Source organism: Flagellimonas sp. 2504JD4-2 (assembly GCF_053642935.1).
Genome location: NZ_JBSIOV010000003.1, coordinates 743,917 through 764,986, shown reverse-complemented (window position 1 = coordinate 764,986; position 21,070 = coordinate 743,917). Strand labels below are relative to the sequence as shown.

The window sequence follows — 21,070 nt, the reverse complement described above, 5'->3', positions numbered from 1 at the left end:
TATTTATATTTTCTATTTTTGAAACATTAGCGTGCAGCATGGGAAAAACTTTAGATAATGTTTATAAGCATCAATCACTTGCCTACAAGTATTTTCTCTATATAGTTACAGTCGCACTAATCGTATTTTTCTTTCCAAAGGGAGGCAAATTCAAATATGAATTTCAAAAAGGAAAACCTTGGCAGTATGAGAACCTATACGCACCCATAGATTTTTCCATTAAAAAGACCGAGGAGGAAATTGCAAATGAGCAACAGTCACTTCGTGAGAATAAGGTTGATTATTATGCATTTGATGCAACAGTGCCATCGAATGTAAAAGAGGCTTTGGAGCAGGACCTACAGGGTTTTTCTGTTGCCAATAGCTTTTCCAATGTGCAAAGTGAGTTGCTCCTGAATACCGGTTTGGGCGTTGTTGATAGTGTTTATGCCCTTGGGATATTCAGGGAGCTACCTTCAGCGAGTTCTGTTTTGGTGATCAAGAATAATGAGGCCAAACCTTTGAGCGTAAACAGCTACTACGACCTAGGTAGAGCTAAAGAGCTTGTTGGGAGAATTCTTTTAAATAGAAATGACCAGATTGCGGCAATTCTTGGGAATGCGCTCCCCAGATTGTTGGAGGCAAATCTGGCCTATGATAAGGCACTTACGGAAAAGGCCTTGGCAGATGAACTTGGAAGGGTTTCCATAACAAGGGGAGAAGTATCCGAAGGGAGTCTCATCATTGCTAAAGGGGAGGTAGTTGAAGCTGAGAATTTTAAAATTTTAAGCTCCCTAAAGGACGAATTTGAGTCCGAACTTTGGCGAGGCAGCAACTACTACTATATTATTCTCGGATATACCATTTTGGTGGCCTTGGTACTGATTATGCTGTTCCTTTTTCTAAAGCGCTACCGAAAGAACATTTTTGAGAACAACAACAAGGTCACTTTCATTTTTGTGAACATTGTTTTGATGGTTTTAGCCACCACGCTTATGGTCAAAAATAATGAAAGCTATGTCTTTGTGGTACCTTTGTGTATCCTTCCGTTAGTGTTGAAAAATTTCTTTGATGCCCGGCTAGGATTGTTTGTACATGTTTTGACGGTATTGATTCTCGGGTTTGTGGTGCCGAATAGTTTTGAATATATCTTTTTGCAGACCATAGCTGGGATTGTCACCATTCTGACCGCTTCGGAATTATACAAAAGGGCAAACCTATTTATATCGGTAGGCCAGATTACACTGATTTACATCGTTGGTTACTTTGCGTTCCATGCCATACACGAGGGCAATTTGGACAATATTGAGTGGATTTTGTTCGGAGTGTTTGTGCTCAATGGACTTTTGACGCTTTTCGCACAACCTCTGATCTATATCTACGAGAAGATTTTTGGTTTGATATCGGATGTATCCCTTTTGGAATTGTCAGATACCAATTCCAAGCTTCTAAAAGAGCTATCGGATAAAGCACCTGGAACATTCCACCATTCCTTGCAAGTAGCAAATTTGGCTGAAGCCGCGGCCAATGAAATTGGTGCAAACGCCATGTTGGTAAGGGTAGGGGCATTGTATCATGATATTGGTAAAATGGACAATCCGACCTTCTTTACAGAAAACCAGATAACCAGTGTAAATCCGCATGATGATCTGCCTCCAAGGGAAAGCGCCAAAATAATTATCGACCATGTGATACACGGCATCGAAATTGCAAGAAAAAATAACCTACCAGACCGGATCATCGATTTTTTAAGAACGCACCATGGAACCACCTTGGTATTCTACTTTTTTAAACGGCAACAAGAACTTGAAGGAGAGGCCAACGAAGACAATTTTAGGTATCCAGGTCCAATACCGTTTTCAAAGGAAACGGCAATTTTGATGATGGCAGATGCCGTGGAAGCTGCCTCCAAAAGCCTTAAGAATCCCACGTATTCCATTATTGATGAGTTTGTGGAAAAGATAGTGAAGGGGCAAATGCAGGCCAATCAATTTTTAAACGCGAATATTACCCTAAAAGAAATTGAGAAGGTCAAAAAAGTATTAAAACAAAAATTGACCAATATCTACCATCTTCGTGTGGAGTATCCAGAGTGATATTCCAATGGAGAAAATCGTTTTAAAAAAATAAGAAAATAGTTGCGTTCTTTCGGATGAAAAGGTACATTTGCATCCGCATTTTGAAAATGCACGTTCATAATACAATGTCAGGAGAGGTGCCGGAGTGGTAACGGAGCAGATTGCTAATCTGTCGGCGGGTAACTGTCGCCTGGGTTCGAGTCCCAGTCTCTCCGCTTTTTCCTTTTTAACATTAGGATTGTACTATTTCGGGGTGTAGTGCCTCGACTTTGTGGGCATAAACTCCGCCCGAGCGGGCTACTTAAAGTAGTTACTTTTGGAGTTTGAAATTTATTGTATTGAGATTTTCAGTCATTCGACTGTTTTTCGGGGTGTAGTACCTCGACCTAGCTCGGTATAAACTCCGCCCGAGCGGGCTACTTAAAGTAGTTACTTTTGGAGTTTGAAATTTATTGTATTGAGATTTTCAGTCATTCGACTGTTTTTCGGGGTGTAGCGTAGCCCGGTTATCGCGCCTGCTTTGGGAGCAGGAGGTCGCAGGTTCGAATCCTGCCACCCCGACCACCAAAAAAGCCTTGCATTTGCAAGGCTTTTTTGTTTAAGACTCGTCACGATTTCTTCCAAGATGTACCTTTTATTATCCAAGGAATAGGGGTAATCTATATTTTCTTTCATGAATTCCAAAATTTGAGACATGCAAATGTGTAAGTTTTTTATATTTTTGTTCAAACGTTTGAACAGCAAAGTGTCGTTAAATTTGAGATAAAGGTTTTGATGACCTTTTTTATCTTTAAAATGAAGAAGGCAAAATGTGATAGAACGAACCGTTCCAATAGTTAAATCTGTGAACTGAATTGTGTAAATGAAATATATCGTTTGCGAAAAACCTGGAGAATTTGTTTTAAAGGAAAAGGAAGCTCCTATCCGAAAAGAAAATGAAGCATTGTTGCAAATCAACAAAGTAGGAATATGTGGAACCGATCTGCATGCCTACGGCGGTAATCAGGCGTTTTTTACTTACCCTAGGATATTAGGGCATGAACTGGCCTCCGAAGTATTGGAAATTGACGAAAATCCACAAGGAATAAAGATTGGGGACAAGGTTGTAATTATGCCTTACCTAAGTTGTGGTAAGTGCATTGCATGTAGAAATAGAAAACCCAACTGTTGCACAAATCTGACGGTTTTGGGCGTTCATGGTGACGGCGGTATGCAAGAACAAATTAGCGTTCCTTCTGACATTCTATTGCCCGCTAACCATTTGTCAGATGACCAAATGGCTATTGTAGAACCTTTGGCCATTGGCGCACATGCCCTCCGAAGGGCCAATATAGTACCCGACGAAACTATAGCCGTTGTGGGTTGCGGCCCTATTGGGATTGGCATTATGAAATTGGCACAGATTGCTGGGGCAAAGGTAATCGCCATTGATATGAATGAGCAACGGTTAACCTATGCCAAGAATGTCATAGGGGTTGATCATGTGGTAAAAGCAGGGGAGAATGCAGTATCTGATATCATGGAAATTACCAATGGAGAGTTGTGTACAGCGGTGTTCGATGCCTCCGGAAATAAATTTGCATTGGAGTCATGTCCAGATTTTATGTCCCATGGTGGTCGTTTTGTTCTAGTGGGACTTTCAAAAGGGGAATTGACCTATGACCACCCAAAAATGCATGCCAAGGAAATGACCTTGTTGTGCAGTCGAAATGCAACTACGGAAGATTTTGAGCATGTTATAAGTGTGTTGCATCAATTTCCAACGGAATCTTTCATTACGCACACAGTGCGGTTCACTGAGATGATAGAACACTTTGATAGTTGGTTAAAACCGGAGACAGGTGTAATAAAGGCGGTAGTGGATTTTAAACTCTCAGACTAAAAACGATATCATGGCAAATACCCTAAGGAAATCCCTTATGTATTGGGTTTGATACAATCCTGACGACATCAAGATACTGACGATGCTTTAATTTTCATCGAGGAGGCCCTAATCAATAATTCGGGTTCTAAAATAATCTTCTCAAGATCGGTGGGCTCTCCCGCTACCTGTTTGAGAAATGCTGTTGCAGCCAATTTTCCAATTTGTGCGCTATGCTGGTCAATTGTTGTAATACTTGGAGCGACCAAAGAGGTGAAAGGCTCATTACTGAATCCTACCAAAGCCATTTCATCAGGGATCTTGATACCCTGTTCAATTAATGTTTTCATGGCTCCCAAAGCAGCATAATCCCCGGCTGCATACACTGCATCTGGACGTTCGGCCATATTCAAGAAGTTTTCCATAATACATCTTCCGTCATTTATGGTAAGTTTGCTCTCCACCAAAAGATCGGCATCCAATGGCAGGCCGTGTTCAGCAAGCGCATCCCTATAACCTTCAATTCTATTTTTATAGATTCTTGTATTGGCAAAACCGGCAATATGGGCAATCCTTTTGCAACCTTGCTCCACTAGGTGGTCCACAACCAATTTACTGCCGCCGTAGTCGTTTATTCCAATATAATCCGCTTTAAGAACATCTTCACTACGGTCGAACATTACCAAGGGAATCCCATTGGAAACAATCTTGTCAAAGTACCTAAGATCTGCCGTCTCGTTGGCTAGTGAGGCAATAATACCATCTACCTGAATGTGCAACAGTGCATCAATATTCTTGCATTCTTTTTGGTAAGATTCATTGGATTGGGTTATGATCACATTGTACCCATGATCGCTGAGGGTTTCCTCAATATTTTCAACCACCGAAGAAAAGAAATTACTATGGGCCCTGGGTACGATGATTCCCACTAAATTACTCTTACCTTTTCGAAGTGCACTCGCCAATAAGTTAGGTTGATAGTTTAACTTTTTGGCAACTTCCAGGACCGAAGTTTTGGTTTCAACGCTCATCCTTGGGTGATTATTCAGCGCTTTGGAAACTGCTGATGGCGTTATCCCAAGTTCATTGGCTATATCTTTAATGGTGACTTTTTTTTTGCCCAATAGTATTTTCGTGTATATTTGTTTAAACGTTTGAACAAAACTATTCGTTTCTGATTAGAATGACAAAAAATGTGCTGCTTTGTTGACCTTATATGGTGTAAAAGCATATTTTTTTGCACATTGATTCAATCGATTGAACAACTGAAATAAACCAAAAACGGATTATCCTGTAACTTGGATCATATTTGAAGGACATGAGCGTGGATTAAGTGCGCGAGCTGAAATCTTTATATTGAATGTGTTAACTAACAAAACAAGAAAGCGGAAGCGTATACTTTTAGACCGTGTCCATTTGAAAAAAGGGAGGACAGACTAAAATCAAGAATCAGAACATAAGCATTTCGAAATGCCAGAATATTTACAAATAGATCCAAGGGACAGCATTGTAGTTGCCATAACAGATTTACCAAGGGGATTGCGTGTTCTTGTGGGCGGACAATCCATGGAGCTTGTTGAGGATATAAAGGCCAAACATAAATTTGCCCTGCAGGATTTTGATGAGGGTGATGATGTAATTATGTATGGCACCTTGGTAGGGAAGGCCATCAAAACTATTAAAAGGGGGGCGGGAATTACCACTGATAATCTGGAACATGCCTCTTCCAGTTTCGAAAATAGAAATGAACAATACCAGTGGACTGCTCCCAAGACCGCTAGATTTGATGAAACTACTTTTTTGGGGTATCATCGAGAAGATGGTAAGGTGGGGACTAGGAACAATTGGTTGGTGATTCCCCTCGTCTTTTGTGAGAACAGGAATATAGATATATTGGAAACTGCTCTTTCCGATGCCCTAGGGTATCAATCACGAAAAGACCATGCCGTCAATATCGACTCCCTAATCGAACAATATAGAAATGGTGCAACAGAAGACGAACTATATCAAGTACGGTTGGAGTTGTCTCCTGAGGAGGTAACAAAAAAAAGAATCTTTTCCAATGTTGACGGAATCAAGTTTTTAAGACATGATGGAGGCTGTGGCGGAATTCGTCAGGATGCCGAAGTACTGTGCAAGCTGTTGGCCGGCTATATAGTCCACCCAAATACTGCCGGTGCTACCATATTGAGCTTGGGTTGTCAAAATGCGCAGATAGAAATGTTGCAAAAAGAGATTCGAGCCCTAAATCCGGATTATTCACGCCCTATTTTTTACTTGGAGCAACAAAAGTCCAGTAGTGAACGGGAATTTATTGAGACCGCGGTAAAAAAGACCTTTATTGGGATGAGCAAGGCCAATACCAATCAGCGAAAGCCAGCTCCTCTTAGCAAACTGATACTTGGATTGGAATGTGGTGGCTCTGACGGGTTTTCTGGAATTTCAGCCAACCCGGCATTGGGCCATGCATCAGATCTTTTGGTCGCTATGAAAGGAGCGGCCGTTCTTGCAGAATTTCCGGAACTCAACGGGGTAGAGCAAGAACTTATCAATCGGTGTGAGACTGAAAAAGATGCTCAAAAATTTATAGACCTCATGCGTTCGTATTCGAGTGCTGCAAAGGCAGTAGGTTCTGGATTTGAAAGCAATCCATCCCCAGGAAATATTAAAGACGGCCTGATTACGGATGCGATGAAATCCGCAGGGGCTGCTAAAAAAGGTGGCACTTCCCCGGTAGTTGATGTTTTGGACTACACGGAACCTGTGACGAAATCTGGCCTGAGTCTATTGTGTACACCTGGTAATGATGTGGAGAGCACCACCGGCCTAGCCGCCTCAGGGTGCAATATGATTGTATTTACCACCGGTTTGGGCACCCCAACCGGAAACCCGCTTTCACCAGTTGTGAAAATGTCGAGCAACACTGACTTATACAAGAGAATGATGGACATCATCGATATTAATGCCGGTACTGTGATTAGCGGTGAACATGATATTACAGCAATGGGTGAAGACATTTTGGATCACATTATTAAAGTGGCGAATGGAGAGGTACTGGCCAAGGCCGAAATCAATGGTCAAAATGATTTTATACCCTGGAAAAGAGGAATATCCTTATGAGCGAACAACCAACACAACTTAATAGACAAAAAATAATAGCGAATACTTATACCAACCGAATCCTTCAATTTGGTGAAGGCAATTTTTTAAGGGCCTTCGCCAATTGGATGGTTCATGAAATGAACCAAAAGGCAAATTTCGATGCTGGTGTTACGGTTGTTCAGCCAATAGAAAAGGGTTTGGTCAATGTGCTAAACCGTCAAGATGGCCTCTATACACTATATCTAAATGGAATTAAAGATGGTAAGCCACAAAGTCATCATCAAATTATTGATTGTATTCACAAGGGCATCGACCCGTATTTGAATTATCAGGCATATTTGGACCAAGCCACCAATCCAGATTTGAGATTTGTGATATCGAATACGACTGAAGCAGGAATCGAATATAATTCCAATGATAGGTTGGATGATGTACCACCTTCGAGTTTTCCGGCCAAACTCACCGTTCTTTTATTTAAGAGATACCAATTTTTCAAGGGTGCTTCAGATAAAGGAATACTTTGTATTCCATGTGAGTTGATCGATAGAAACGGGGATAATTTAAAAGGCATTGTACTTCGTTTAGCTCTGGATTGGGACCTCGAACAAGGTTTTTCAGATTGGATAAATAAACACAACATTTTTTGTAATACCCTTGTGGACAGAATTGTCCCAGGTTATCCAAAAGACAAAATAAAAAGCATTCACCAAGAACTGGGTTATCAAGATGATTTGGTGGTGGAAGGCGAAATGTTTCATTTATGGGTTATTGAAGCCCCGTCTGAAGTAAGGAAAGAATTTCCGGCTGAGGCTGCAGGCCTTAATGTAATTTTTACTGATGACCTCAAACCCTATAGAACCAGAAAGGTACGCATCCTGAACGGAGCACATACCAGCCTGGTGCCCGTAGGTTATCTCTACGGAATTGACAAAGTAAGGGAATCCATCGAGGACAATGTAGTTGGACAATTCGTATCAAAAGCCATTTTTGAAGAAATCTGTCCTACTTTGGAATTACCGGAGGCCGAATTGCATGCCTTTGCCAATGATGTCTTGGATAGGTTTCGGAACCCTTATCTTGAACATGCGCTGATCTCCATTTCATTGAATTCCATTTCCAAATACAAAACAAGAGTGCTCCCTTCGGTTTTAGGTTACCTTGAAAAAAAACAAAAAGCCCCAAAAAGACTATTGTTCTCTTTGGCCGCCTTAATTGTGTTTTATAGAGGGGAAAGGAACGGGGAGGCCATTCCCTTGAAAGATAGTGAGGAGGTATTGGATTTTTTCAAAAATCAGTGGAGTTCCAACGGGCAGAATTTATCAGCTATGGTCAAAGCAACGCTTTCCAACCAAAGTTTTTGGGATACCGATCTCACGGCATATGGGGAACTTGAGGTCGAAGTATTGGAAAATGTTCAACTGATCATAACGGAAGGAATGCAAAATGCTCTTGCGAGATTTTTGGGCACAATTGATAACGCGAAAACCGTCTAAGATGCACATCGACTCACATCAACATTTTTGGCACTACGAGGCCATTGCCAAACTTGGACAGCACGAACAGGCAAGAATCATGGGCGCCAACGCCATGGCATTTTATAATTTATTAGATTGATGGATTTAAACTTAAAGGACAAGATAGTTGTTGTAACTGGAGCTGCCGGGATAAAGGGAAGCATAGGACAGACCATTGTGGACTCCCTGGCCAGTGAAGGTGCAACTCCTGTGATTGTGGATCGTAACCCTCGTGGGTTTGAATATGAAAAGAGATTACAGGAAAGAGGTTTCGATTCCATTTTTATTCAGATTGATTTATCAGATGTAAGTCAGATTGAAGAGGCGGTTGAAAAAATCGGCAAAAAATACGGGCGGGTGGATGTCTTGATCAACAATGTGGGCGTAAATGATGGAGTGAGTTTGGATGCTCCTATTGATGATTTTATGTATTCCCTTAAGCTGAATCTGGTCAGTTTTTATGCCATGACCAAATACTGTTTGCCTTACCTAAGGAAAGCAAAAGGTAATATCTTGAATATCGGTTCCAAGGTCGCACTTACGGGGCAAGGTAGAACTTCAGGTTATGCTGCCGCCAAGGGCGGAGTGTTGGGATTGACCCGGGAATGGGCAGTGGATCTTATCAACTCGGGTATTCGAAGTAATGCCATAATTATTGCAGAAAGTTGGACGCCCGCTTATGACGTATGGATCAAAAGCATGGAAAAGGGGCAGGAGAAATTGAAGTCGATTGTCAAGAAAATCCCTCTTGAAAATAGGATGACTACTCCGCAGGAAATTGCGGACACTTGTCTCTTTATCATTTCGGAAAAATCATCACATACCACCGGGCAATTTATAATCGTGGATGGTGGATACGTGCATTTGGACCGTTCCTTACTGACTGAAGATTACATAAAATAAACTACCCGGACATGACTGCACAAAGACACTGTTACTCTTGTGCTCTGAAAGATAATCCTCAACTTATAGAGAAATACAAAAGATATCCTGTGCCGGGCAAAGCTTGGCCGGAGATTACCAAGAGCATCAAAAGTGCTTATAACGAACCGAGATATGCTAATATTATCCAGGAAATGAAATGGGAATTAAGACGTTTAAGAGCGGAGATAGATGATACGGATGAGCAATATCCGGTTATGATGGACATTTTAAACAAAAATTGGGATTAGCGTAGTTTGTTTTTCTTCCAGTCTTCAAAGTCCTGAAGGGTTTTTGGGTCGGTGGGTGGATAAAGCCCAATAATGGTTTGTCCCTCATTCACTTTTTCCAATACAAACTCTTCATAGAGGGTCATTTGCATACACTCTTCGGCGACCTCATTCGCAATTGCTGAGGGAATTACCATGACACCATCATCATCGCCCACAACAAAATCTCTGGGAAAAACGGCAACGTCCCCACAGCCTATGGGTTCGTTGATGGCAATGGCCTGATGAAGTGTTAGATTGGTCGGTGCTGTGGGATTTTTATGGAAGGAAGGAAAATCAAGCTCTGCTATTTCAGCAGAATCCCGAAAACCACCATCGGTTACAATTCCTTCCACACCTCTTTTCATAAGTCTGGTGACCAGAATGGAGCCCGCTGAAGCAGCTCGTGCATCTTTACGGCTATCAATAACGAGTACATGTCCTTTAGGACATTCTTCGACCGCTGCGCGTTGAAGATGCTTCGGGTTTTTGAATACCTCAATCGTATTTAAGTCCTCACGTGCGGGGATATACCTTAATGTATAGGCCAAACCAACCATAGTCGATCTACCTTGTTTAAGAGGACGTACCCCTTGAATAAATTGATTTCGCAATCCACGTTTAAATAAACAGGTTGCCACGGTGGCCGTACTTACCTTTCTTAAGCTATCTATTGTTGTTGAAGTGTTATCCATGACTATTGGTATGCTAAAGGTGTATGTGATATTTTTTATGTTAAATTTTTGGTGGTCCGTCAAATATACATATATTTGGTAAACCAATCTGGTTAACCAATTTAAATTAAGATATTATTCACCAAACAAGATGAAGGTTTCTTTTACTGATTTCAAGATATATAAACCGCTCTTTTAAGGCATCCTCAAAAGATGAATACTTACGAACAGCTAAAAAACTAAAGTTTCTTACATACACCTAACCAACATATCGACTAACATGAGCCTCAAAATATCAAAATCAATTTTCACCCATTATCCATTAGCGATATCCGCCATTTTCCTTCTTAACTGTCGTACCCAAGACAAAAAACAAAATCCTGTTGATAATGTCGATGGGGTAAGTACCGGTGTTAAAGCAAACCACGTTATACCATTTTTTCAGCATTGGAATTTAATCTTGGGAGATGGTTCCAACGTGGGTCGGGCAACCAACTACGAGAACAAGGATTTCTTTTATGCCGCAAGGGATCAGGAACAGGATTGGGTAGTGTTTAAAACCCCAAACGCTGGGAATACCCATGGAACTTCCAACAATACAAGAACCGAACTGGCGCAATTAAAAAAATGGTCACCAATGATTGATGCTAAGATGAATGCTACCTTAAAGGTAATGAATGTGGCAACTACAGGTGATGCTAGTGTAGCCGCAACGCATTCCGTTGTTGTTGGGCAAATTCATAGTGCTGATGGACATGAGAACGAGCCGCTTAAAATATTTTACAAAAAGTTTCCCGGTCATACCAAAGGGTCAGTCTTTTGGAATTATGAAATCAATACTGCTGGAGATGACAATTCGAAGCGATGGGACTATTCTTATCCCATTTGGGGTTATAATTTTTCAACTATTGGGGTCGATACAAATACCTATCCACCGGAACCCGAAGATGGAATTGCTTTGGGTGAAGAGTTTAGCTACGAAGTTGAGATTAAGAAAGGTACGATGTATCTCAAGTTCACGAGTAAGGGACATGAAACCAAAACATTTACCAAAAACCTTATCGCATCGGAGTATTCAAAACGTTCTGACCTTCCACAACAAGTTGAAAACTTATTTGTGCCTGTAGGCCAGGATGGGGTTGAGCGTGAAAATGCTTATGCTGGTGAAGGGCTCTTTTTCAAATTAGGATGTTACAATCAAACCAATGGAAAAGACCCTAAGGTGAATAAAGTCTGGTGTTCTGGTGCCGAAACGCATGGTGGCGATATCCAAAAACAATATGCGGATGGAAATTATGCTGAAGTATGGTTTAAATCAGCCAGTATCGATATTAGCGACGATGCCATTTCGAACGCAGGATATTTTGAAGCCAATGATGATTTAAGCAAGAAAACGGTCTATCCCCATGAGGTTATTCCCTTTATGGATAAATTTAAAATACTGTTGGGAGATGGAACCCATGAGGAAGACCTTACTGAGTTCGAACACAAAGATTTTTTCTATACCGTAATTGATGGCACACGACGTTGGGTAGTTTATAAAACGCCTAATTCGGGTGTTACTTCAAAAAACTCAAGCAACACGCGAACCGAATTGAACGAAAAAAGGGAATGGACACCCGAGCAGGGGGGTAATCTTACCGGTAAATGCAAAGTAATGCAAGTTTCCCTTTCCGGGGATGCCAGGGTGGCAGCCTCATACGCAACTGTGGTTGGACAAATCCATGGTGGGGAAGGGCATGAAAATGAACCCCTAAAAATATTCTACAAGAAATTTCCAGGTCACTCGAAGGGATCTGTGTTTTGGAATTATGAAATCAATACGGCCGGGGATGACAATTCGAAAAGATGGGATTTTTCGACCGCGGTTTGGGGGTACGATATGTCAGTCATTGGAACAAGCAAAGATGATTATCCCGATGAGCCCGAGGAAGGAATAGAATTAGGTGAAGAATTTAGTTACGAAGTGAATGTTTATGATGGTATTATGTATCTGACCTTCAATAGTGAAGGTCATGAAACCAAAACATTTACCAAAAACCTTATAGCATCCGAGTATGTCAATAAATCAGATCTGCCAGACCAGGTAAAAAAGTTGTTTGTTCCCATTGGACAAGATGGAACAGAACGGGCAGATGCATACAAGGGTGAGTTGGGTTATTTTAAACAAGGGGCATATAACCAAACTAATGGGAAAAGTCCTGAAACGAATATGGTTTGGTATGCCGGGGCGGAAACCTATGGCGGTGATATCGCCAAACAATATGAAAATGGTTGTTATACGGAAATCTGGTTTAGGGATGCATCCGTGGGTCCGGGAGTACCACCAAAAATAAGATAGCATCAACAAATCAAGAGAAATTATTTTTTTAACTCATCAAGAGCACTTTTATATGAAAACATTTGGAGCAAGTAAGGAATTTATTCAGGGAGAAGACCTTGAGTGGGAGGTCGTAGGTGAAGGACTGAAAAGAAAAATTATGGGCTATGACGATAAGATCATGCTTGTAAAAGTTCACTTTGAGGTGGGTGCCGTGGGCCAGATGCATGAGCATTACCATTCACAGGTCACCTATGTGGAAAGCGGAAGCTTTGATGTGACCATCGATGGTAAGACCCAGACACTAAAAGGGGGTGATTCTTTCTATATACCGCCTCATGCGTTACATGGAGCAATATGCACCGAAGCCGGTGTTTTGATTGATGTTTTTAGTCCTATCCGGGAAGATTTTATGAGCTAAAAGTGTTAAAATCAAGAAATTACTTTTTTTAACGAAAAAATAACATATATTTGGTAAACCAAATTGGTTAACCAGTTTGGAATACCAATAGAAAACACCTAACTATGAAAACGTAAAAAATAAAAAAAGGATAGGTGCACGCCTATCCTTTTGTGTATATCACTTCTTTGGAGGGAAGTAATACATAAACAAATACACTTTACAGTTACTTGTCAACACAAAACTACGGAATTCATTTGATTTTGAGAGATCAGTGGTGGTTGACAGTAAGCGAGGGCGACAATCACAATGCACGATGTGAATTGAATTTTACTAATCAACATGAATTATTGAAACTAACTAAAACAAATGAATTTTAAATTGAAACTATTATTGATTGCGATATTGCTGGTCAGTATCCGGTCATTTGCCCAGGACTCCTACAGCGTCTCTGGAATCGTAACAGGTGAGGATAACGTTCCAATTCCTGGGGTAAACGTTATCGTACTTAACACAACAAGAGGTACTCAAACCGATTTTGATGGAAACTACTCGCTTACCGTTTCCAACAATGAAGTAATACAATTTTCATATATCGGTTTTGCCACCCAGACAGTAATCATTTCGGGACAATCAACCATTAACATTACGCTCCAAGAAGATACAAGTCAATTGGATGAGGTTGTTGTCATTGGATACGGTACCCAAAGAAAATCAACCATAACCGGATCAATTTCCAAAGTTGTCAATGAAACTTTAGATCAGATTGCCGTATCCAGGGTGGATGACGCCCTTATTGGTCAGGTATCTGGTGTAAACATCCAGGCAACAAATGCAGAAGCGGGTGGTGCACCAACCATTAATATTAGGGGTGTTGGTTCTATTAGTTCAGACACAGGTCCTGCTTTGGTTATTGATGGTATTGTTGTGAGTTCAGAGTTTCTTGCCAATATTGATATGAACGATGTGGAATCCTTTGAAGTACTCAAGGATGCGGCTTCTGCTTCTATTTATGGAAGTGAAGGAGCAAATGGGGTCATATTGATAACAACAAAAAGTGGAAAGGCTGGAAAAACAAAATTTAGTTATCAAGGTTACACAGGCTTTAAACAGGCCCACGGTAGCGATGATTATCGCAAGGACCTGAATGAATGGGCCGCTATAGAACAGGCTGCAACCGGAACACTTTCCGGAGAAACATTGTATGCCCTGGATTTGGTTAACATCACGGGGGTTAACAGGGATTGGCAAGATGTCTTCTTTGATGGAGGTACCGTCACAAGCCACTCCCTTTCCGCCCGTGGGGGAACTGATAACTCAACATTCAGTGCATCTCTTAGGTCATTGCATGATGAAGGTGTGGTCATTACCGATGATTACAAATCGTATACGGCAAACTTAAAATTTGATACCAAAATTGGTAAGAAACTAAAGTTTGGTCTAAGGGCATCTCCTTCATACACAAAACAAAGAAGGTTACCTACTTCCATTCATAATCCAACCAGGCAATCCCCTTGGTTACCCATCTTCCATACCGAGGAAACATTGCAATTCATTAACCGCAGTGTTTATCCAGATGTAGGTGTTGGAGACTACTTTTGGGAAAACCATTTGGAAAATAGGGATTATGATAATGATGGGAACACAGAGCGACCTAGAACCTCAGGTGATTCCAATCCATATCAGCAATATGTCGAACGCCAACACTATGAATTCAACACCAAACTATTTGGTTCTACCTATCTAAGCTATAAACTAGCTAAGGGATTGACAGCAAAAACCTCCTTGGGTATAACCTTGGAGCAGCGCAAGAGAGATAGATATGATGGTGTTAATTACCATGCTTCTGGTGCATCAAGGTCCAATTACTTCTTAGAAAACAGGTTCCGCACCAGATTGGTCTCTGATAACACACTGAACTTTAATAGAACCTTTGGTGACCATGATTTGAATGTTTTGGGGGGTATAACCATACAACAGCGAAAAACTGAAATAAGTCAGATTAATGCAAATGGTTTTACCGATGACCGTCTTCCAAATGTTCAAGGAGCGAATCCCGATAATACTACTGCATTTCAAAGCAACGGTGAACGTAAGAAAATCGGTATGTTCGCAAGGGTAAATTATGCCTATAAGGACAAATATCTTTTCAATGCATCTATTAGACGGGATGGAAGCTCTGTATTTGGTTTAAATAACAAATGGGGTAATTTCCCGGCCGTATCCATTGGATGGAACGTTGCCAAAGAAGATTTCCTGCTTTCCAGTGATGTGGTAAGTAATCTAAAGTTCAGGGCCAGTTACGGTTTTACGGGTGCTGAGAATTTTAATCTTAGTACACTTGAAGAAACCATATGGCCTTACTTATCATTATTACAGAATTCCAACGCTGTTGTTGATAATGCCCTGGTTTCGGGTATATCACCTTTGAACATAGCCAACAATAACTTGGGATGGGAGTCTTCGGAGGAATTGACCGTTGGATTGGACTATGGTTTTTGGAACAATAAAATTTCGGGATCCATAGACTATTACCGAAGAAACAGTGATGATTTATTGTTGAACAATCCAGTTTCCTATGTCACGGGATTTAACGATGGTATTGTCAACTTGGGTGAGGTTCAAAACAGAGGTTTGGAGTTCGAGCTAAGAACAAGAAACATCACCAACGAGAAATTTAGATGGAGTTCCACAATAATAGCTTCTACCAATCAAAATGAACTGTTAAGTTTTGGGGATTCCAATAACGCTCTTATCGAAGATACATATGGTAGAAATTCTCAATGGATCAATAGAATAGGAGAGCCAATTTCTTCGTATTGGGGATTTGTGGTAGATACTGATGCCTATGATGAGACCTCTTTTAGAACTACTTACGTCGATAATCCTTGGAACAGGATCAATGGTCAGGCAGATGACACGATAGTTAAAGATTTAAATGGTGATGGAATCATCACCGAGGAGGACAAAACAATACTGGGAGATCCTTACCCAGATTTGATTTACAGTTTTACCAATGATTTTCAGCTTGGGCAATTTGACCTTTCCTTTATGGTTCAAGGTAGCTTAGGGGCCCAGGTAAATAATATTGGAGATCAATATTTCTACAATTGGTTTGGCAATAGGACCAGAAGTGGAGGGGAGGCCCAAGCTGTTGCGGACGGCCTAGTACCTCATGAATCCTTTATTCAAGAAAAGGTGTTGACCAGCGAGGTAATTGCGAGTGCAGATTACTTCTCGCTGCGAAATGTAAATATCGGATACAACTTTGACAGGGATTTACTATCAAAAATTGGTCTGGATGGCCTTAGGATTTACGCGACCGGACAAAACCTAATTTATATTACTGCAGATGATTATCATGGCTTCAATCCAGAGCATGATGATAATGGGAATATCAGGGCATTTGGTTCGCAAAGAGCCGGTACACCCATCTTTAGGACGATAACGCTAGGTCTAAACATTGATTTTTAAAAAAAATATTATGAAATACTTAAAATATATAGCATTCACTGTTGCGGCCTTTTTAACGTCGTGTGAAGCAGACGAGTTTTTAAATCCAATTCCGGATACTGTCGTGGTGGAAGAATCATTCTTTCAGACCGATGCGGATGTGGAGGCAGGTATATTGGGAATTTATGATGCGCTCCAAGGCGTAAATGAAAATACGGTAACCAATATTGGCAATGTTAACCGTGGCGTACAGTTTGAACACCTCTTAACGGAGCATCGTACCGATAATACAAGAAATGCAACCTTGGAAGGTTCCAAGTCAGATTTCCATAGATATGTAGTTGACGCGAACAACGTGGAATCAGAGGATTATTACGCCTCAATGTATGAGGTCATCTTTAGGGCAAATAATGCACTAAGATTTATTGACATCGCTGATGCAAGCAATCAGGCAAGGTATACCGCTGAGGCCAAATTTTTGAGGGCGTATGCCTACTTTAAATTGGTAAGGCTGTTTGGTGCTGTGCCTTTGGTAACCGAGGTAGTGGGAGCTGATAATAGTGAAGCCCTTTTTACAAGAATTGGTGAGGAACAGATATATGCCCAAATAGTGCAAGATCTACAAGAGGCAGTTAACACATTGGACAACACCTATAAGGCCAGAGCTTCCAGAGCGGCAGCGCAAGGAATTTTGGCTAAGGTTTATATGTCTCAGCCAAACCCGGATTACACAGGTGCCGAGCAACTCTGCGAAGCAATCATCAATAGCGGAGAGTTTTCGTTGCAAAGCAACTTTTCAGATGTTTTTTACAATGAATTGAATGATGAGATTGTTTTCGCAATCCAATATCAGTTTGGTAATACGCTGGAAAGTCAAAGTTTCTCTTCTGAGTTCACTTCTTTTTCCCGTCAAGGTCGGGAAGATGGTCAAAATATTGTCAACGACAATCTAGTCTCTGATTTTAGTGCGTTTGGAGGAGATCGTGGGGCACAATCTTTTATTAATCTGGGTAGCTCAATTGAAGTTATCAAGTTTTTACCGGAAGGATCCGATATAACGGTTTCTCCACCTACCTACGGAGACAATGCCCGTAATGCTGGTAACGACTATATAGCGCTGCGTTACGCGGATGTACTGCTGATGCATGTGGAAGCTACTATTGGCGCGGGGACCAGCACCTCGGATATAGGTGCACTCCAATCTTTTCAGCAGATAAGGGATAGAGCTTTCCCAGCTACTGCTCCGAATGCAATATCAAGTGTATCAAAAGATGAGCTTTTGACTGAAAGACGTGTAGAATTGGCGTTTGAAAACCAGCGTTGGTTCGATTTACTCCGATTTGGTGTTGCAAATGAAGTATTGAGTGCCCATGCTGTGGAGATGGGATATGTCTTTTCGGCAAGAGACCTTTTATTGCCGATTCCGGCAAGGGAAATCAACTTAAGCGATGGACTTTTAACACAAAACCCAGGGTATTAAAATTAATTTAAAGAACTATGAAATTTCAAGTAAACATATTTAAGAAAACAAAACTGTTGTTAGCGACATTGGTCGTTGCCAGTATTGTTATGAGCTGTGTTGGAGATGAGCTTTTCAGAGATGAGTTGCCTGGGGCAAATTCCAAAGAGGATACTGTTTTTCCAGAAGCCAATTTCTCATACGCTTCTTCTTCTGACGATTTTAGAACAATAAATTTCACCAACCTTTCCACGGAAGCCTTGCAATACGCATGGGACTTTGGAAATGGAAATACCTCAACAGAAGAAGATCCATCATTCACTTTTTCAGATGGTGAGGGTACTTATTCGGTATCACTGACCGCTACGGATGGTAACGGTATAAGTGGAACTACTACGATAGATGTTATCGTGGTCGAAGGTCCATTTCAACCCATCATCATCGAAGCCGGTTTTGAAGATGATACCCTTCCCGCAGGCGGCGGTGATGGCCGTGATTCTTGGAGAAATAATGATTTAGGTGGTGTTATTCAGATAACCGGAAGTCCAGTGACATTTGGAGATCAAGGTGCTAAGCTACCTGTTCCTGCTGGAGATCGTATTGGCTATCAGGAAATTACCGTAGATCCAGAAACGAACTATGATTTAAGCTTTTGGTATACAATGTTGAGTGGTTCTTCCGATGCCAGATTAATTGTATCTGTGCTGGGCGTAACACAAAATGGAGGTACTTTTGAAACGCTTGACGATGTTGCAAATGGTACAATAGCATCCGTTACAGTGACCAACGATGACGAACCGGATGTCTACGTGCAACAGAAATTGTCTTTCAATTCTGGAGATAACAATACAATTGCTATTTTCTTTACTAACGGGGACGTAGAATGTAGGCTGGATGATTTCACTATAGATGTAGGAGCGGAAGGTGCCGTACCACCGTCAGCAGGATTTACTCCCGCACAAAGTGAGATTGACTTTTTGGAGTATACATTTACGAACTCTTCAACAGGAGCGGTAAGCTATGATTGGGACTTCGGTGATGGAAATACTTCTACGGAAGAATCTCCAACCCATGTTTATGCAGATGCTGATACTTATACGGTTACCCTAGTGGCAACAAATGAATCTGGCTTGTCAACTACCTTGGAACAATCCATAGAGATTTTGGCTCCGGTTACTGCCGATTTCACTTCTCAAGTTGACCCGGATGATTATAGAACATTTACTTTCACCGATGCTTCCGAGGGCGCAGAGACCTTATTATGGGAGTTCGGCGACGGTTTCCAGTTTACGGGGATGGATCCATCACATACATATGCAGAGGATGGTATTTACACTGTGACCCTGACCGCAACTAGTATTACTGGTAACTCTCATGTGGCCTCAGAAGAACTTGTAGTTTCCCAAGGATTTGTTGTACAAGTGCTTAATGGTACGTTCGACGAATTCACGGTTAACACAGGTGACAATGCGGATGCCTGGGACATGACGCCTAACAGTACTGTTGTGGATAATGATGGAAATACAATACCTAGTCCATATGATCCCCTTTGGGATAACGGTGCATTGGATAGCTGGCTTGAGGCAGAATATGGTGATAATAGTGAGCAAGCTGGATCTACCAGCGATGGTAACAATGGAACAAGGGGAGCAAAACTGGATGAGACAGGTCGTCGTTTGTACCAAGTAGTTACTGTTCAGCAAGGATCAACATATACATTCTCAATTGATGCACGGACCACGGCTGCAGGAATAACCTCTGAAGTATTTATCCTAAACACCGAGATTGCCGATGAAACGGGTATTAATGCCAATCTAGGTGCAGACCCGGATGTTGATGCCTATTTTGCAATTCCGAATATTTTTGACACAAATGGTGATGCCTATGCCACACATACATTTCAATTCACGGCTTCGACAAATCAGATTGTCATTTACGTGAGAAACATAGATGTTGTTGATGGTTCGGCCGAAGCATTCTTTGATAATGTAGAAATTACTGATTAACAAGAAACAATCCATTGTTTTAGATAAAACCACCCAGGCCACAGATTGGGTCTGGGTGGTCTTTAAAAGAATTTAGAAATGAAAGTTTTCCGAAAGAAATACCTGGCTGTTCTTTTAATGGCATTTCTTGCTGCCAATGCTACTTCCCAAGATAAGAAGAGTAGTGTTGCGGAATCGGACGTTAAAATTGAAAAGAAAAAAAGGAAAAAGAAGAAAAAGGTAAAACTCCCAAACATAGATTTGAGCCACTGGAAAGTTACTATTCCAAAAGGTAAGGGAAAAGGGGGAGCCATAAGTGTTGATCCACCTGAGATTTTGGATTATGCCAACAATGAAACTTTAAAGCCATACATGTATAACGATTCCACATCTGGTTCCTTGGTGTTTTATGCATTTCCTTCCAATGCGACCACGGCGAATACAAAATATTCGAGATCGGAATTACGGGAGCAAATGGTTCCTGGCGATAATAATACCAACTGGACCTTTGCCCAAGGCGGGATACTCAAGGCTAAAATTGCAATGGATGAGGTGACCAGGGACAAAAATGGGAAATACCATAAAGTGATCATCCTTCAAATTCATGGCCGTTTAACCAATGAACAACGTGATTTGATTGGACAAAAAGACAATAACGCGCCGCCCATTTTAAAAATATACTGGCATAATGGTAAAATCAGGGTGAAAACCAAAGAACTGGTAAATCCAGCGGTTTCATCAAAGGGAATCTTATACAAGGAAGCATGGAAGGATGACAAAGGGCAAAACTTTGAAGAAGAAGTGGGCTTTAGAAAGTTCAATCTGGAAATCAAGGTGGCTGATGGAAAAATGGTCGTTTCCCTTAACAATAATGAATTCTTTGTTTATGATAGCCCAAGTATAAAACGATGGGGTGTATTTGAAAACTATTTCAAGGCCGGTAACTATTTCCAATCAAGGGATGAAGGTGCCTATGCCAAGGTAAAATTCTTTGACTTATCAGTAACACATTAAATAAGATTTTGATTTTAACTAATATTCATATCAACTTTTTT

General features: G+C 41.1%; 14 protein-coding genes and 2 tRNA genes. 14 read left to right on the top strand and 2 right to left on the bottom strand.

Going from position 1 to position 21,070, the window contains the following annotated elements; genetic code table 11:
• The first annotated feature begins 38 nt into the window (after nt 1–38).
• From ACULLH_RS14650 to ACULLH_RS14635, 4 genes are all read left to right on the top strand, one after another.
• Entirely contained in the window at nt 39–2,075 is a 2,037-nt protein-coding gene (locus ACULLH_RS14650) for an HD family phosphohydrolase (RefSeq protein WP_454089500.1), read from the top strand.
• A 113-nt stretch (nt 2,076–2,188) separates the two neighbouring features.
• Nucleotides 2,189–2,272: transfer RNA gene (locus ACULLH_RS14645), tRNA-Ser, on the top strand.
• Between the two features lie 271 nt (nt 2,273–2,543).
• Nucleotides 2,544–2,621, top strand: a tRNA-Pro gene (locus ACULLH_RS14640).
• A gap of 298 nt (nt 2,622–2,919) precedes the next feature.
• A complete protein-coding gene (locus ACULLH_RS14635; protein WP_454089499.1) occupies nt 2,920–3,939 on the top strand; it encodes a zinc-binding alcohol dehydrogenase family protein in 1,020 nt (339 codons plus the stop codon).
• A gap of 68 nt (nt 3,940–4,007) precedes the next feature.
• Here ACULLH_RS14635 and ACULLH_RS14630 read toward each other — a convergent pair whose 3' ends face one another.
• Entirely contained in the window at nt 4,008–5,042 is a 1,035-nt protein-coding gene (locus ACULLH_RS14630; RefSeq protein ID WP_454089498.1) for a LacI family DNA-binding transcriptional regulator, read from the bottom strand.
• Between the two features lie 346 nt (nt 5,043–5,388).
• Here ACULLH_RS14630 and ACULLH_RS14625 point away from each other — a divergent pair, with 346 nt between their 5' ends.
• From ACULLH_RS14625 to ACULLH_RS14610, 4 genes are all read left to right on the top strand, one after another.
• Nucleotides 5,389–7,038 (top strand): UxaA family hydrolase, encoded by a 1,650-nt coding sequence (locus ACULLH_RS14625; RefSeq protein WP_454089497.1) that lies wholly within the window; start codon nt 5,389–5,391, stop codon nt 7,036–7,038.
• Nucleotides 7,035–8,513 carry a tagaturonate reductase gene (locus ACULLH_RS14620; protein ID WP_454089496.1) on the top strand — a complete coding sequence of 493 codons (1,479 nt, stop codon included), beginning with the start codon at nt 7,035–7,037 and terminating at the stop codon, nt 8,511–8,513. Before ACULLH_RS14625 ends, ACULLH_RS14620 begins: the two co-directional genes overlap by 4 nt.
• 120 nt (nt 8,514–8,633) lie before the next feature.
• Nucleotides 8,634–9,437 (top strand): SDR family oxidoreductase, encoded by an 804-nt coding sequence (locus ACULLH_RS14615; protein WP_454089495.1) that lies wholly within the window; start codon nt 8,634–8,636, stop codon nt 9,435–9,437.
• An 11-nt stretch (nt 9,438–9,448) separates the two neighbouring features.
• Nucleotides 9,449–9,706 (top strand): hypothetical protein, encoded by a 258-nt coding sequence (locus tag ACULLH_RS14610; RefSeq protein ID WP_454089494.1) that lies wholly within the window; start codon nt 9,449–9,451, stop codon nt 9,704–9,706.
• Here ACULLH_RS14610 and ACULLH_RS14605 read toward each other — a convergent pair.
• On the bottom strand, nt 9,703–10,419 hold the full coding sequence (locus ACULLH_RS14605; RefSeq protein ID WP_454089493.1) for a ribonuclease activity regulator RraA: 717 nt from the start codon (nt 10,417–10,419) through the stop codon (nt 9,703–9,705). The two genes, ACULLH_RS14610 and ACULLH_RS14605, sit on opposite strands and share 4 nt — an antisense overlap.
• 259 nt (nt 10,420–10,678) lie before the next feature.
• Between ACULLH_RS14605 and ACULLH_RS14600 the strand changes: the two genes are divergently transcribed.
• From ACULLH_RS14600 to ACULLH_RS14575, 6 genes are all read left to right on the top strand, one after another.
• Nucleotides 10,679–12,739, top strand: a complete 2,061-nt coding sequence (locus tag ACULLH_RS14600; RefSeq protein ID WP_454089492.1) for a polysaccharide lyase family 7 protein — start codon at nt 10,679–10,681, stop codon at nt 12,737–12,739.
• 52 nt (nt 12,740–12,791) lie between these two features.
• Nucleotides 12,792–13,139: a cupin domain-containing protein gene (locus ACULLH_RS14595; RefSeq protein ID WP_454089491.1), complete on the top strand. Its 348-nt coding sequence runs from the start codon at nt 12,792–12,794 to the stop codon at nt 13,137–13,139.
• A gap of 348 nt (nt 13,140–13,487) precedes the next feature.
• A complete protein-coding gene (locus ACULLH_RS14590; RefSeq protein WP_454089490.1) occupies nt 13,488–16,592 on the top strand; it encodes a SusC/RagA family TonB-linked outer membrane protein in 3,105 nt (1,034 codons plus the stop codon).
• A gap of 10 nt (nt 16,593–16,602) precedes the next feature.
• Entirely contained in the window at nt 16,603–18,051 is a 1,449-nt protein-coding gene (locus tag ACULLH_RS14585) for a RagB/SusD family nutrient uptake outer membrane protein (RefSeq protein WP_454089489.1), read from the top strand.
• 17 nt (nt 18,052–18,068) lie between these two features.
• Nucleotides 18,069–20,036 carry a PKD domain-containing protein gene (locus ACULLH_RS14580; protein WP_454089488.1) on the top strand — a complete coding sequence of 656 codons (1,968 nt, stop codon included), beginning with the start codon at nt 18,069–18,071 and terminating at the stop codon, nt 20,034–20,036.
• A gap of 78 nt (nt 20,037–20,114) precedes the next feature.
• Nucleotides 20,115–21,029 (top strand): polysaccharide lyase family 7 protein, encoded by a 915-nt coding sequence (locus ACULLH_RS14575; RefSeq protein ID WP_454089487.1) that lies wholly within the window; start codon nt 20,115–20,117, stop codon nt 21,027–21,029.
• Nucleotides 21,030–21,070: the final 41 nt, after the last annotated feature.

Bases quoted from the DNA above. Each gene is read 5' to 3' on its own strand.
- ACULLH_RS14650 (WP_454089500.1), top strand. From the start codon at position 39: ATGGGAAAAACTTTAGATAATGTTTATAAGCATCAATCACTTGCCTAC.
- ACULLH_RS14635 (WP_454089499.1), top strand. From the start codon at position 2,920: ATGAAATATATCGTTTGCGAAAAACCTGGAGAATTTGTTTTAAAGGAA.
- ACULLH_RS14625 (WP_454089497.1), top strand. From the start codon at position 5,389: ATGCCAGAATATTTACAAATAGATCCAAGGGACAGCATTGTAGTTGCC.
- ACULLH_RS14620 (WP_454089496.1), top strand. From the start codon at position 7,035: ATGAGCGAACAACCAACACAACTTAATAGACAAAAAATAATAGCGAAT.
- ACULLH_RS14615 (WP_454089495.1), top strand. From the start codon at position 8,634: ATGGATTTAAACTTAAAGGACAAGATAGTTGTTGTAACTGGAGCTGCC.
- ACULLH_RS14610 (WP_454089494.1), top strand. From the start codon at position 9,449: ATGACTGCACAAAGACACTGTTACTCTTGTGCTCTGAAAGATAATCCT.
- ACULLH_RS14605 (WP_454089493.1), bottom strand. From the start codon at position 10,419: ATGGATAACACTTCAACAACAATAGATAGCTTAAGAAAGGTAAGTACG.
- ACULLH_RS14600 (WP_454089492.1), top strand. From the start codon at position 10,679: ATGAGCCTCAAAATATCAAAATCAATTTTCACCCATTATCCATTAGCG.
- ACULLH_RS14595 (WP_454089491.1), top strand. From the start codon at position 12,792: ATGAAAACATTTGGAGCAAGTAAGGAATTTATTCAGGGAGAAGACCTT.
- ACULLH_RS14590 (WP_454089490.1), top strand. From the start codon at position 13,488: ATGAATTTTAAATTGAAACTATTATTGATTGCGATATTGCTGGTCAGT.
- ACULLH_RS14585 (WP_454089489.1), top strand. From the start codon at position 16,603: ATGAAATACTTAAAATATATAGCATTCACTGTTGCGGCCTTTTTAACG.
- ACULLH_RS14580 (WP_454089488.1), top strand. From the start codon at position 18,069: ATGAAATTTCAAGTAAACATATTTAAGAAAACAAAACTGTTGTTAGCG.
- ACULLH_RS14575 (WP_454089487.1), top strand. From the start codon at position 20,115: ATGAAAGTTTTCCGAAAGAAATACCTGGCTGTTCTTTTAATGGCATTT.